Raw genomic sequence first — 12,996 nt, 5'->3', positions numbered from 1 at the left:
CCGATCAGAAGGACGTCGATCGGCTCGGGCAGGGGCTCGGTCTTCGACCTGCAGGTCCAGACGCGTCGTGAGGTGGCTGAGGGGGTCGTCGAGCTCACCCTCGCCGACCCGACCGGCGCACCGCTTCCACCCTGGACCGCCGGCGCCCACATCGACCTCGTCCTCGGCCCGTCGCTGACGCGGCAGTACTCCCTGTGCGGCAGCTCCGCCGACGAGTCGTCCTGGAAGGTCGGGGTCCTGCGCGACCCGCAGAGCCGCGGCGGGTCGGCGTACGTCCACGAGAGACTGGCGGAGGGTGCGACCGTCCGCGTGCGCGGGCCGCGCAACCACTTCCCGCTCGTCGCCTCGCCGCGCTACCTCTTCATCGCCGGCGGCATCGGGATCACGCCGATCCTCGCGATGATCGAGGCGGCCGAGGCGCGCGGCGCCGAGTGGAGCCTGCTGTACGCCGGCCGCTCCCGCGCGTCGATGGCCTTCCTGGACCGGTTCGAGGCGGATGAGCGCGTGACGCTGGCGCCGCGTGACGAGGGTGATCGTTTCGACCTCACCTCGCTCCTGGCCACTCCGCAGGCGGACACGCTGGTCTACTACTGTGGACCGGGCGTCTTCCTCGACGCGGTCGAGGAGGCGTGTGCGGGCTGGTCAGACGGCAGCGTGCACATCGAGAGGTTCGCCGCGAAGGAGGTCGTCGCGTCGGAGGATGCGCTCGACTCGTTCGAGGTGGTCTGCTCGCGCTCGGGCGTGACCGTGACAGTGCCCGAGGGCACGTCGATCTTCGACGCGGTCGAGGCGGCCGGTGTCGACGTACTCGGGTCGTGCATGGAAGGAATCTGCGGCACCTGCGAGGCCGACGTGGTCGAGGGCACGCCCGACCACCGTGACTCGATCCTCTCCAAGGCAGAGCGCGAGCGTGGCGACACGATCATGCTCTGCGTCTCCCGTTCCCTCTCGCAGAAGCTGGTGCTGGACGTATGAACTACCCCCGCGACTGCTGGTACGTCGCCGCCACTTCCGACGAGGTCGACGACGGCTTCCTCGCTCGACGCATCCTCGACACGTCTGTGGTGCTCTTGCGCCTCGCCGACGGCTCGGTCGCCGCGCTGGAGGACCGCTGCGCGCACCGGCCCTACCCGCTGTCGGCCGGCCACCGCGAGGGCGACCTGGTCGTGTGCGGCTACCACGGCTGCACGTACGACGCGACCGGCCGCTGCGTGCGGATCCCCTCGCAGGAAACCCCGCCCTCGGGAGCTCAGGTGCGCGACTTCCCGGTCGTCGAGGGCGGTCCCTTCGTCTGGGTCTGGACCGGTACGCCGGGTGGCGAGCGGCTGCGGCCGCCCCCGTCGACGCCGTGGCTCGACGGTGAGGGCTGGAGCAGCGTGGGGGAGCGGCGCGACGTGGCTGCCAGCCTGATGCTGCTGCACGAGCACTACCTCGACCTCACCAACGTCTTCGAGATGCACCCGGAGCTGGTGCCCCCGGGGATTGAGTCGCTGCCGCCTCTGGAAGAGGTGGAGGTCTCCGAGGTCTCGGTGTCCTACACGCGCGAGCTGCCCAAGGCACCGCTGGCGCCGTGGGAGGCCCAGATCTCCGGGCTCGACAGCGTCGAGTCGTTCGGCCGCAAGGAGACGGGTGCCTTCGTGACCCCCGGCCTGCACAAGCAGACCTACACGATCAGCGGCTCTGCCGGCCCCGACCTGGAGCTCGTGCGGACCCACGGCTTCACGCCCGTGTCGTCGGGGGCGACCCACGTCTTCCTGCAGATCTCCTGGCGTGGAGCGTCCGTCTCGCCCGATGCGGGTGCGTTGCTGGCCGCCGTCTTCCACGAGATGGCGAACCGCGACTTCGCGGTGCTCGAGACCGTGCAGCGTTGCCTCGACGAGGACACCACCCCGCGGCGCTACGTCAACGTGAAGGCGGACCGTGCCGCCGTACGTGCGCGGCGTATCCTGACCTCGATGGTGGAAGAGGAGCGGGGCTCGCAGCACCCGTAGTCTCGGGAGCTCGGGCTGTCCTACGCTGGGCCATGCGCGTTGTCGGTTTTGTCCTGTTGGGGCTCGGCTACGGGGCCCTGCTGCGCGGGTGGATGCGCTTCGTCTCGTCGGAGCCGGAGTTCTCGTGGGCGGGCACCAGCGCGATCTTGGTCGTCTTCACGATCCTGGGTCTGACCGTGGGTCTGACCGACCTCGCCCGTCGTCGTGGCGCCCGGCGGTGGACGGTCGCGGCGCGGGTCGTAGGCATGGTGCTCGGACTCGGGTGCTTCATGGCGGCCGGCGCCGCGATGTTCCCCACGATCATCCCCGCGGCGCTGGGTGTCGCGCGGCGCGACTGGTGGCGTTGGCTGCGCGTCCTGCTGATCGCGTGGGCGGTCGGCTTCGGGGTCTACGTCGTCCTCGACGCGGATGACCACGGTGTCATGCACACGGCGGTGGCACTCGTTCTGTACGCCGGCTTCTGCTGCGTCGAGACGGCGATGTTTGCCGTGTTGCTCGCGCCGAGCCTGCCACCGGGCAGCGTCTCCGGTCGGCCTCGCTGGGTCCGGGCCCTCCTGATCCTGCTGCCGCTGCTGGTCGTGGGGCTTGGCGTCCTCGCGATCGTCGGTGTCTGACGTCGCGTCGGATGTGATGCCGGCTCAGTAGCCGTCGAATGAGTCGATGCGGATGTCGTGGTGGTCCGCGCCCGCGTCCATGAGGACGGCCTCGGTCGCCTCGATCATCGCCGGCGGCCCGGCGATGTAGTAGTAGTGCACGGCGTCGTCGACGCTGTCGGCGAGGATCCGGCGGCGTTCCTTGCTCTTCATGCCGGCCGTCACGACGTAGTTGATCCGCACCCCGGAAAGCTGTTCGCTCCAGCCGTCGAGCTCGCTCTTGAACAAGAACTCGTCGGTGCGGTTGAGGTAGATCAGGTGCGCCGACTCACCGCTGGCGGTCTCGGCCATCTCGGCGATCATGCTGCGGAACGGCGCGACCCCCACGCCCGCCGCGATCAGCACGCTCGACCGGTGCTGGCGCAGCGAGAAGTCGTAGTCATTGCCGTACGCCGTCATCCGGAGCTGGTCGCCGGGAGACAGGTCCTGGAGAGCGCGCTTGAACCCGCTCTGCCCGACCTTGAACGTGATCGCGAGATCCGGCTCGCCGGGGGAGGAGGACAGCGAGTAGGTGCGCCCACCCGCGAGCTCCTGGCCAGGGATCTCCAGGTCGATCCAGTCTCCAGCCTCGAACTCGAAGCGTGGCGGTCGCTGGAACACGAGTGTCAGGTGGTCCGGCGTCTCTGGACGTCGCGCGATGACGGTGAGCGGGATGTCGACGTTCTGGTGCGGCATCAGCCGAGTCCTCCTGGTGGTGCCCAGCCGGTCCGTGCTGAAGCGGGTCGATCCTACGGATTCGTCGGCGTCACACCATCGGGTTGGCAATCGCCACGGCGGCGATGCCAACGCCGCCCCGCTCGGACCCCGGAAAACCGGCAGGCGCCGCCAGTCCCGTTGGACTGGCGGCGCCCGAACCCGCCTGCTGGCAGGAGCTGCTCGCTTGTCAGATGTCGTAATAGAGCTCGAACTCGTGCGGGTGCGGACGCAGGGCGACCGGAGCAATCTCGTTGGCCCGCTTGTAGTCGACCCAGGTCTCGATGAGGTCGGGCGTGAAGACGCCGCCCTCGGTGAGGAAGTCGCTGTCGGCCTCGAGCGCTTCAAGCACCGCGTTGAGCGAGGTGGGCACCTGCGCGATCTCGGCCATCTCGTCCGGCGGGAGCTCGTAGATGTCCTTGTCGATCGGCTCGGCCGGCTCGATCTTGTTCTTGATGCCGTCGAGACCGGCGAGCATCAGCGCCGAGAACGCGAGGTACGGGTTCGCCGACGGGTCGGGGAAACGGGTCTCGACGCGCTTGGCCTTGGGGTTCGTGCCGGTGATCGGGATCCGGACCGACGCCGAGCGGTTGCGCGAGGAGTAGACCAGCGAGATCGGCGCCTCGAAGCCAGGCACCAGGCGGTGGTAGGAGTTCACCGTCGGGTTGGTGAAGGCCAATACGGCGGGGGCGTGCTTGAGGATGCCGCCGATGTAGTGGCGCGCCATCTCGGACAGCCCTGCGTAGCCGGTCTCGTCGTAGAAGAGCGGCTCGCCGTTGGTCCACAGGGACTGGTGGACGTGCATGCCGGAGCCGTTGTCGCCGAAGAGCGGCTTGGGCATGAACGTGACCGACTTGCCGGCCTCCCAGGCGGTGTTCTTGATGATGTACTTGAACTTCATCACGTCGTCCGCGGCCTTGAGCAGCGTGTCGAAGCGGTAGTTGATCTCCGCCTGGCCCGCGGTGCCGACCTCGTGGTGCGCGCGCTCGACGAGCAGGCCTGAGGCCTCGAGGTTCTTGGTCATCACGTCACGCAGATCGGTGAAGTGGTCGTAGGGCGCGACGGGGAAGTAGCCGCCCTTGAAGCGGGTCTTGTAGCCCTTGTTGTCGGCATTGTCCTGGCCGCTGTTCCACCAGCCCTCGATGGAGTCGATGTGGTAGAAGCCCTCGTTCGGGCCGGTCGCGTAGCGGACCGAGTCGAAGATGTAGAACTCCGCCTCCGGCGCGAAGTACGCCGTGTCCGCGATGCCGGTGGAGGCCAGGTAGGCCTGCGCCTTGCGCGCGATGTTGCGCGGGTCGCGCGAGTAGGCCTCGCCCGTGATCGGGTCGTGGATGAAGAAGCTCAGCACCAGCGTCTTGGCGATGCGGAACGGGTCAATGTAGGCCGTGCTCACGTCGGGGAACAGCGACATGTCCGACTCGTTGATCGCCTGGAAGCCGCGGATCGAGGAGCCGTCGAAGCTCAGCCCGTTTTCGAAGACCGACTCGTCGAACGAGGACACGGGCACGGTGAAGTGCTGCTCGATGCCCGGCAGGTCGACGAAGCGCACGTCGACGATCTCGACGCCCTCGTCCTTGATGTACTTCAGGAGCTCATCCTGAGTGGTGAACATTCGTCCTCCTGGTCGCGATCTGAACCTGTCGGCAACTTACAACAGGGGCCCGCGCGGGCACAGCACCCCAAACGTAAAAACGAGGACCGGCCCCCGCCGTAGCGGGGACCGGTCCTCGTGAGGTCAGACCCTCAGGAACTCATCGGATGAAGAGCATCTCCTGGTAGGTCGGGAGGTCCCAGAGGTCGTCGGCGACGACGGACTCGAGGGCGTCCGCGGCTTCACGGACCACGAGCATCGCCGGGAGGACGGTGTCCTTGACGTACGCCGCCTCCTCGATGCCCTCGGTGTCGTGCTGACCGGCGACCGCAGCCTGGAGGCCCTTGATGCCGGTACGGAGCGTCGCGACGAGCTCGGACAAGGCGAGCAGGTCGGACTTGTCGGCCTCGATGCCAGCCGCCTCGAGGGAGGCGACGTTGTCGGCGAGCTCGGTCTGGTAGCGGACTGCCGACGGCAGGATCGTCGTCTTGGCGATCTCCTCGGTCAGGTTGGCCTCGACGTTGACGGCCATGAGGTACTGCTCGAGGGCAACCTCGTAGCGGGCCTCGAGCTCGGCCTCGTTGAAGACGCCGTACTTCGAGAACAGCTCCTTGGCCTCCGGCGTCTGGTACTCCGGGAGGGAGTCGACGGTGGTGTCGAGCTTCTTCAGGCCGCGGGTGACGGCCTCCTCGTGCCACTCGGTGGAGTAGCCGTTGCCGTTGAAGACCGCGGCGCCGTGCTGCTCGATGACCTTGGCGAGGACCTGCTGGACGGCAGCGTTGAACTCGGTGCCGGACGCGACTGCAGCCTCGAGCTCGGTCGCGATGTAGTCGAGCGCCTCGGCCATGATCGTGTTGATGATGACGAGCGGCGCGGCAACGGTCTGGGCCGAGCCGACGGCGCGGAACTCGAAGCGGTTGCCGGTGAAGGCCATCGGCGAGGTGCGGTTGCGGTCGCCGGCGTCCTGGGTCAGGACGGGGAGGCTGTCGACACCGACCGAGAGGGCGCCCTTCTGCTTCGAGGAGGTCGCACCACCCTTCGCGATCTGCTCGAAGACGTCCTGCAGCTGGTCGCCGAGGAAGATCGAGATGATCGCCGGCGGGGCCTCGTTGGCGCCCAGGCGGTGGTCGTTGCCGGCCGAGGCGATCGACACGCGCAGCAGGCCGCCGTAGAGGTGGACGGCGCGGATCACGGCGGCGCAGAACACGAGGAACTGCGCGTTGTCGTGCGGGTTGTCACCCGGGTTCAGGAAGTTGCCCTGGTTGCCGTTGCCGAAGGAGAAGTTGACGTGCTTGCCCGAGCCGTTGACGCCCGCGAACGGCTTCTCGTGGAAGAGCGCCGCGAAACCGTGGCGCTTCGCGATCGACTTGAAGGTCGTCATGAGCAGCTGCTGGTGGTCGGCGGCCAGGTTGGCCTTCTGGAAGACCGGGGCGATCTCGAACTGGCCGGGGGCCACCTCGTTGTGGCGGGTCTTCGCCGGGACGCCCAGCTTGAACAGCGCGCGCTCGGTGTCGTGCATGAACGCGAGGACGCGCTCCGGGATGGCACCGAAGTAGTGGTCGTCGAACTCCTGGCCCTTCGCCGGCTTGGCGCCGAAGAGGGTGCGACCGGCAATGAGCAGGTCGGGGCGGGAGTTGACGAAGGAGGTGTCGACCAGGAAGTACTCCTGCTCGGGACCGCAGTAGGAGACGACGTTGTCGATGTCCTTGTGGCCGAAGGCAGCCAGGACGCGCGTGGCCTGCTCCGACATCGCCTTCTGCGAACGCAGGAGCGGGGTCTTGTAGTCAAGGGCCTCGCCGGTCATCGACACGAAGATGGTCGGGATGCACAGCGTCGAGCCGTTGGGGTTCTCGAGGATGTACGCCGGCGACTGGACGTCCCAACCGGTGTAACCGCGGGCCTCGAACGTGGCGCGGATGCCGCCGTTGGGGAACGACGACGCGTCGGGCTCGCCCTGGACGAGGATCTTGCCCTGGAACTCCCAGATCGCGGTGCCGTCGCCGACCGGCTCCATGAAGGAGTCGTGCTTCTCGGCGGTCAGGCCGGTGAGCGGGTAGAAGACGTGCGCGTAGTGCGTGACGCCCTTCTCCATCGCCCAGTCCTTCATCGCGGCGGCAACGACGTCGGCGATGGCCGGGTCGAGCTTGTCGCCCTTCTCGATGGTCGCGGCGACCGACTTGTAGACCGACTTCGGGAGGCGCTTGGCCATCACCGGAAGCGAGAAGACGTTCTCGCCGAAGATCTCGGGCGACTCGTCGGTGCCGTTGAAGAAAGCGGTCGGGGCCTCGTTGGCCTCGATCTCACGGATCGCACCCAGACGGGTGGGGTTCGCAGTCATGCAGTGCTCCTTGGCTCGGCGATCCGGTGTCGCCTGAATCGGGTTTCCCGGGAACCCTAGTGGCGTGGCGTTTCGCTCCCGTACCCTTGTGTTTCGGGCATGTAACAGAACCTGTGGCACAGGCCACAACGCGGACCGTGAAGAGGTTGTGAGGGCTGGTTGCCAAGCCCTCGACTAGCGTGACGCCGTGACCAACTCCGCCGCTGACCTCGCACCAGAGACCGCTTCCTGGGGCAGGCGCCTCCTGGCCCTCGTCATCGACTGGATGGCATGCACCGCCATCACCGTCCTGGTGCTCGGAGCCGACCGCTGGTCGGGCAGCAACGTGTCCGGCTTCTACACGCTGGGGATCTTCGTCGTGGAGGCCGCCGTCTTCACGACGCTGCTCGGCGGATCCTTCGGCCAGCTGATGACGCGGCTCCGCGTCGTACGGCTCGACGGAGGGCGCCTCGGACCCCTGCCAGCGCTGGCCCGGTCTGCCATGATCGCGCTGGTGATCCCGCCGCTGGTCTTCAAGCCCGACGGTCGTGGATTGCACGACCTGGTCGCGGGCTCGCGCGTGGTTCCCCTCCACGCAGGCTGAGAACTGAACGGAGTGCACGAAGACATGGATTTCCGGCACATCAAGCTGACCCGCTCGCTGGCCGCATGCGCCGTCGTCGGCACCCTCGTGCTGACAGGGTGCGGCGACAAGGACGGCGCTGCGAAGGACGGCGCCGCGAAGGACGAGGCCGCGAACAGCTCTCCGACCAGCGGGTCGACCTCCCCATCGCCCTCCGGTCCCACCGCCGGCTCCAGCTCCGCGGATGCGTCGGACCCGTCCAAGGGGCAGGCCGTGTCCGTCGAGTCGTTCGTCGACGACCTCAAGGACGGCAACAGCGACGTCTCCTCCAGCCACGCGCGGATCGTGATGGAGGTGGCCGGACAGAGGGTGGTCACCGAGGGTGACATCGACGCCTCGGGCAAGGACCCGGAGGCGATCATGACGATGACGCTCCCGCAGGTGGGCAAGGCCGAGATCCGGCTCGTCGAGGGCTCGTTCTACATGCGCATGCCCGGCGTGGCCGAGGACAAGTTCATGGTCGTCGACCTCGACGATGCTCCTGGTGACATCGCCCAGTCCCTGAAAAGCATGGACCCGGCCGCGCAGGTCGACGAGTTCGCGAAGGCGATCCGTGCGGTGACCTACCTCGGCGAGACCGAGCGCTCGGGCGTGGAGGTCGATCGCTACCGCGTGCGCATGGACTCCTCGCAGCTCGCCTCCCTGGCCGGAGGCGCGAGCCTTCCCGACACCGTCGTCATGGAGCTCTACCTCGATGACGACAACCGCATGCGCGGCATGCAGATGGAGATGCCCGTGCAGGGCAAGAAGTTCGTCATGGACGGCACGTTCTCGCAGTTCGGCAAGGACGTCGACGTCCAGAAGCCGCCCGCATCGCAGCTCATGGCCAACGGGTGACGCGCCAGGTACGCCGCGCGGCGGCCTCGCTCGCCGTCGTGGCACTGGCCTCCACCCTCACCTCATGTGGTGGCGGCGACCCGGCCAGGACGGAGGACAAGGCCGCGGAGGGCCCGTGCGGCCTGACCACCCGTCGCGCCGGGCACCTGACGCTCAAGAACGCGTCCGACCTGCTCGGCAAGGCCGCTGACCGCCGCCTCACCCAACGCTTCCGGGTGGACGAGACCGTGGGCAAGCGGACGGTCTCGATGGAGGGCTCCGGCGACTCCACCGCCGACGAGCTGACCAGCATGGATCTGACCATGTCGGGCGCCGACGGCATCGGGCTGCGCCTGATCTACCTCGACGAGACGATGTATGTGTCCGGCGACGGCATCACGCCCGAGGGCAAGTTCGTGCCGATCGACATCAACGACCCGCGCGACCCGGTGGCCAAGCCGATGAAGGCCGAGCTCGAGAGCGCGGGCATCAACGCCAGCCTCACCGCATGGGAGGCCGGGCTCGTCGGCGTGAAGTACGTCGGCAAGGAGACGCTGGACGACGGCTCGAAGACGGAGTTCTACGAGTTCAACGTCGACCCGCGCCTCGCAGCCCGCGCGGCCGGCATCGACGCGCCGGCCGGCATGCCGGCGTACGTCACCTGGTACGTCTGGGTCGATGCCTGGAACCTCGTGCACAAGGTGCAGGGCGAGGTTGACGGCGGCAAGACCACCATGACCTTCAGTGGCTACTGCGAGCCGCTGAGCATCAAGCCGCCGGACGAGGAAGACCTCATCCCGCGCTAGCGACCCTTGGTGTTGCCGCGCTGGCCCTTCATGCTGGTCGGCACGGGGCCCTTCGGGATCGGGACCGCGGAACGGTTTGCGTCCAGGGCCTTGAGCCGGTTGAGGATGTCGGTCATCTGCGCGGGCTTGACGTTGCGACCGAGCTTGGTGACGTGACGGACCAGCTTCGGCAGCGGGACCTCGCCGGCGCCGTTGCCGAGGATGACCTCGTGGATCGGCGTCTCGCTCAGCACGCGCTCGTGGTTGCGCTTCTCGCTGGCGAGCAGCTGCTTGATGCGGGCGCCGCTGCCCTCACCGACGAGGACGATGCCCGGGGGGCCGACGACGCGGAAGACGAGGTCCTGCTGCTTGTTGAACGCCACCGGCATCTGGTTGACCTTCCAGCCTCGACGCAGGGTCGACAGGGCCGCGACGGAGGCGCCCTTCTGGCCCTCCATCTGCAGGAACGCTGCCTTCTGGGCGCGCCGGCCGAAGACTGCCAGCGCACCGATGACGCCGAAGAGGATCGCTCCGATGACGCTGAGGACGATGCGCAGGGTGTCCGGGCCAGGGATGAACGAGAGCAGCAGGAAGCCCAGGGCGCCGAAGACAACGAAGGCGGCGATGATCCAGATCAGGAGGCGCGAGTCGGTCTTGCGCGCCATCTTGTAGGCCTGGACGAGCTGCTGGCGGCGCTTGGTGGGCGGTGCGGCAGGAGTCGACATGTGCGGTGTCTCCGGTGGCTGTCTTGTTGGATGGGGAGGTCAGGAAGTCACGGTGGCGAGGGCCTCGCCCCGCGACTCGATGGCCTGACGGTACAGCCGTCCGGCCCGGTAGGACGAACGGACCAGCGGTCCTGAGAGGACGCCGGCGAAGCCGATCTCCTCTGCCTCCTGCGCGAGCTCGACGAACTCTTCCGGCTTGACCCAGCGCTCGACCGGGTGGTGGCGCAAGGTCGGGCGGAGGTACTGCGTGATGGTGATCAGCTCGCAGCGGGCGTCGTGCAGGTCCTGCAGCGCCTGGCTGATCTCCTCGCGGGTCTCGCCCATGCCGAGGATCAGGTTGGACTTGGTGACCAGGCCGAACTCGCGGGCCTGGGTGATCACGTCGAGCGAGCGCTCGTAGCGGAAGGCCGGACGGATGCGCTTGAAGATGCGCGGCACCGTCTCGACGTTGTGTGCGAGCACCTCGGGACGCGCCTCGAAGACCTCCTGCAGGAGCTCCGGGACGCCGTTGAAGTCGGGGACCAGGTTCTCGACGCCGGTCTCCGGGTTCAGCTCGTGGATCGCGCGCACGGTCTCGGCGTACAGCCAGGCGCCGCCGTCGGGCAGGTCGTCGCGCGCGACGCCGGTGATGGTGGCGTACTTCAGGCCCATCGTCTGCACGGACTCGGCCACGCGGCGCGGCTCGTCACGGTCCAGGGGTGCGGGCTTGCCGGTGTCGATCTGGCAGAAGTCGCAGCGTCGCGTGCACTGGTCGCCGCCGATGAGGAACGTCGCCTCGCGGTCTTCCCAGCACTCGTAGATGTTGGGGCAGCCGGCTTCCTGGCAGACGGTGTGGAGTCCTTCGGACTTCACCAGCGACTGGAGGGCCTTGTACTCCGGGCCCATCTTCGCCCGGGTCTTGATCCACTCCGGCTTGCGCTCGATCGGGGTCTCCGCATTGCGGACCTCCAAGCGCAGCATCTTGCGTCCGTCAGGTGCGGTGGGAGAGGTCGTCACAAGGGTCGAGTCTACGCGGGGAGCGTGAGACGCCGGCCCGCGCGTCCGTACCGAGGAGTACGCCTCGTGGCGGGCTCAGGCGCTGGGGCGGACCAGCGCGATGCGTGGCGGCTCGGGGCGAGCGTCGTAGTCCGGCGTTGCGGCGTAGGGATCCCACGCGAGGTATGTCGCGAGGTGCTTCTCGGCGACGGGGATGACCTCGGCGGCTGTCACGTCACGGCCGAGCTCGAGGGAGAGCGAGGTGACGCCGGCATCGGCGATCCCGCAGGGCACGAAGCGGTCGTACCAGCCCATGTCGACGTCGCAGTTGAGCGAGAAGCCGTGCATGGTCACGCCGCGGCTGACCCGGATGCCGATGGCGGCGATCTTGCGCTCGGGGCCGCGGGCGTCGGCCTGGAGCCAGACCCCGCTGCGGCCGGGGACACGGGCGGTCGTCACACCGAAGTCGTTGCAGGTGTGGATCAGGGCCTCTTCCACACGGCGTACGTAGTCGACGACGAGGACGTGGTCCGGCAGCTTCACGATCGGGTAGCCGACCAGCTGACCGGGGCCGTGGAAGGTGATCTTGCCGCCGCGGTCGACGTCGATCACCGGCGCCCCGCCGGGGTCGGCCGGGCGCTCGTGGGGATCGGTGCGCTTCCCCGCGGTGTACGTCGGGGGGTGCTCGAGCAGCAGCACGGTCGGGGTGCCGCCCGCGACGACCGAGGCGTGCACCTGGCGCTGGAGCTCCCATGCCTCGAGGTAGTCGACCGCGCTGGTGCCGATGCCCGCCACACGGAAGTGGAGAGCGCGGAAGTCACGGGCACGGCGGTCGGTGTCGAGGGGAGCCACGGACTCAGCCTAGCGCCGCGGCCAGCACATCCCGGACGTCGTGGTCACGGAAGATGTAGCCCGCGTCCGGGAGCACCTCGGGCCGCAGCCGGGTCGAGCCGAGCAGCTCGGGGGAGACCCGTCCGGCGCCGAGCTCGAGCAGCTTCGCCGGGACCCCCAGCCGTGCCCGCCGGCCGACGGCCTGGGCCAGGGCGTCGGTGAACTCCGCGTTGGTCGGGGTGATCGGGCAGCACAGGTTGGCGGGCCCGGAGATGTCGTTGTGGACCAGGTGCCGGACGCCCCCGACCCAGTCCCGCAGCGAGATCATCGGGAAGTACTGCCGGCCGTCGCCGAGCCTGGCCCCGAGCCCGAGCTTGAAGACCGGCAGCATCTGGCGCAGCGGAGCGCTCGTGCGGTCCATCACCGGAGCGGTGCGCACGAGGGCGACCCGGGCACCGGCGCGCCGTGCGGGCATGGTCGCCGCCTCCCACTCGCGCACCACCGACGTCATGAAGCTGCCCCCGTTGGACGAGCCGGTCTCGTCGACCAGCTCGTTGCCGTGGTCGCCGTAGTAGGCCATGGCGCTCCCGGCGACGTACGCCGCGTGGCCCGTGCCGAACCGGTGGCTGCGTGCAACGGCTTCGGCCAGCACGAGCGTGGTGGTCACGCGGCTCTCGCGCAGGTCGTGGGCCCAGGTCGAGGAGTGCGGGTTGCCCGCGGTGGGGGAGCCGGCGAGGTTGACCACCACGTCGGCCTGGTCGACCACCGCCTGCGGCAGCCGGCCGTTGTAGGGGTCCCACCGGACCTCGTCGCCGGAGGTGGGCGCGCGGCGCACCAGCTGGGTGATGTCGTGGCCGTCGGCACGGAGCGCGTCCGCGAGATGACTGCCCAGGAAACCGGAAGAACCGGCAAGGAGGACCTGCACGGGTCCTACCTTGCCGGTTCCCCGGTGTGCGCACCAGACGGCGCGCGGTTC

Annotated in this window: 12 protein-coding genes and 1 pseudogene; 6 read left to right on the top strand and 7 right to left on the bottom strand. The window is 68.6% G+C overall.

Features of this window, described 5'->3' with window-relative positions; genetic code table 11:
- Positions 1–45: 45 nt before the first annotated feature.
- The 3 genes and pseudogenes from D4739_RS15870 to D4739_RS15860 form a co-directional block, all read left to right on the top strand.
- Positions 46–975: pseudogene (locus tag D4739_RS15870) on the top strand (PDR/VanB family oxidoreductase); the annotation flags it as partial.
- The gene (locus D4739_RS15865) at positions 972–1,991 is read left to right on the top strand and encodes an aromatic ring-hydroxylating dioxygenase subunit alpha (protein ID WP_120061507.1); all 1,020 of its coding nucleotides are present in this window, start codon (positions 972–974) and stop codon (positions 1,989–1,991) included. The pseudogene D4739_RS15870 and the gene D4739_RS15865, both read left to right, overlap by 4 nt.
- Positions 1,992–2,023: 32 nt before the next feature.
- Positions 2,024–2,605, top strand: a complete 582-nt coding sequence (locus tag D4739_RS15860; RefSeq protein WP_120061506.1) for a hypothetical protein — start codon at positions 2,024–2,026, stop codon at positions 2,603–2,605.
- Between the two features lie 24 nt (positions 2,606–2,629).
- Here the strand turns inward: D4739_RS15860 and D4739_RS15855 are convergent, their stop codons facing one another.
- The 3 genes from D4739_RS15855 to D4739_RS15845 form a co-directional block, all read right to left on the bottom strand.
- Positions 2,630–3,319: a ferredoxin--NADP reductase gene (locus tag D4739_RS15855; protein WP_120061505.1), complete on the bottom strand. Its 690-nt coding sequence runs from the start codon at positions 3,317–3,319 to the stop codon at positions 2,630–2,632.
- 208 nt (positions 3,320–3,527) lie between these two features.
- Positions 3,528–4,949, bottom strand: a complete 1,422-nt coding sequence (gene glnA, locus D4739_RS15850) for a type I glutamate--ammonia ligase (protein ID WP_120061504.1) — start codon at positions 4,947–4,949, stop codon at positions 3,528–3,530.
- Positions 4,950–5,088: 139 nt separating this feature from the next.
- A complete protein-coding gene (locus tag D4739_RS15845; protein WP_120061503.1) occupies positions 5,089–7,266 on the bottom strand; it encodes a glutamine synthetase III family protein in 2,178 nt (725 codons plus the stop codon).
- A 187-nt stretch (positions 7,267–7,453) separates the two neighbouring features.
- Between D4739_RS15845 and D4739_RS15840 the strand changes: the two genes are divergently transcribed.
- From D4739_RS15840 to D4739_RS15830, 3 genes are read left to right on the top strand one after another with little or no spacing between them, the layout of a single operon-like run.
- A complete protein-coding gene (locus tag D4739_RS15840; protein ID WP_238473679.1) occupies positions 7,454–7,849 on the top strand; it encodes an RDD family protein in 396 nt (131 codons plus the stop codon).
- A 24-nt stretch (positions 7,850–7,873) separates the two neighbouring features.
- On the top strand, positions 7,874–8,725 hold the full coding sequence (locus tag D4739_RS15835; RefSeq protein ID WP_120061502.1) for a hypothetical protein: 852 nt from the start codon (positions 7,874–7,876) through the stop codon (positions 8,723–8,725).
- Complete coding sequence (locus D4739_RS15830; protein ID WP_120061501.1) at positions 8,722–9,510, top strand: hypothetical protein; 789 nt, start codon at positions 8,722–8,724, stop codon at positions 9,508–9,510. Before D4739_RS15835 ends, D4739_RS15830 begins: the two co-directional genes overlap by 4 nt.
- Here the strand turns inward: D4739_RS15830 and D4739_RS15825 are convergent.
- The 4 genes from D4739_RS15825 to D4739_RS15810 all read right to left on the bottom strand — a co-directional run bounded on the left by D4739_RS15825 (position 9,507) and on the right by D4739_RS15810 (position 12,945).
- Positions 9,507–10,214, bottom strand: a complete 708-nt coding sequence (locus D4739_RS15825) for a DUF4191 domain-containing protein (protein WP_120061500.1) — start codon at positions 10,212–10,214, stop codon at positions 9,507–9,509. The genes D4739_RS15830 and D4739_RS15825 overlap by 4 nt on opposite strands.
- A gap of 39 nt (positions 10,215–10,253) precedes the next feature.
- Positions 10,254–11,174 (bottom strand): lipoyl synthase, encoded by a 921-nt coding sequence (lipA, locus tag D4739_RS15820; RefSeq protein WP_120061499.1) that lies wholly within the window; start codon positions 11,172–11,174, stop codon positions 10,254–10,256.
- A gap of 111 nt (positions 11,175–11,285) precedes the next feature.
- The gene (gene lipB, locus D4739_RS15815) at positions 11,286–12,041 is read right to left on the bottom strand and encodes a lipoyl(octanoyl) transferase LipB (RefSeq protein ID WP_420799023.1); all 756 of its coding nucleotides are present in this window, start codon (positions 12,039–12,041) and stop codon (positions 11,286–11,288) included.
- 4 nt (positions 12,042–12,045) lie between these two features.
- A complete protein-coding gene (locus D4739_RS15810; protein ID WP_120061498.1) occupies positions 12,046–12,945 on the bottom strand; it encodes a TIGR01777 family oxidoreductase in 900 nt (299 codons plus the stop codon).
- Positions 12,946–12,996: the final 51 nt, after the last annotated feature.

The organism is Nocardioides cavernaquae (assembly GCF_003600895.1).
GTDB lineage: Bacteria > Actinomycetota > Actinomycetes > Propionibacteriales > Nocardioidaceae > Nocardioides > Nocardioides cavernaquae.
Note: the sequence above shows the minus strand (reverse complement) of the source record. Positions and strands in the feature narration are given on the sequence as shown.

Bases quoted from the DNA above. Each gene is read 5' to 3' on its own strand.
- D4739_RS15855 (WP_120061505.1), bottom strand. From the start codon at position 3,319: ATGCCGCACCAGAACGTCGACATCCCGCTCACCGTCATCGCGCGACGT.
- D4739_RS15835 (WP_120061502.1), top strand. From the start codon at position 7,874: ATGGATTTCCGGCACATCAAGCTGACCCGCTCGCTGGCCGCATGCGCC.
- D4739_RS15845 (WP_120061503.1), bottom strand. From the start codon at position 7,266: ATGACTGCGAACCCCACCCGTCTGGGTGCGATCCGTGAGATCGAGGCC.
- D4739_RS15860 (WP_120061506.1), top strand. From the start codon at position 2,024: ATGCGCGTTGTCGGTTTTGTCCTGTTGGGGCTCGGCTACGGGGCCCTG.
- lipA (WP_120061499.1), bottom strand. From the start codon at position 11,174: ATGCTGCGCTTGGAGGTCCGCAATGCGGAGACCCCGATCGAGCGCAAG.
- glnA (WP_120061504.1), bottom strand. From the start codon at position 4,949: ATGTTCACCACTCAGGATGAGCTCCTGAAGTACATCAAGGACGAGGGC.
- D4739_RS15865 (WP_120061507.1), top strand. From the start codon at position 972: ATGAACTACCCCCGCGACTGCTGGTACGTCGCCGCCACTTCCGACGAG.
- D4739_RS15825 (WP_120061500.1), bottom strand. From the start codon at position 10,214: ATGTCGACTCCTGCCGCACCGCCCACCAAGCGCCGCCAGCAGCTCGTC.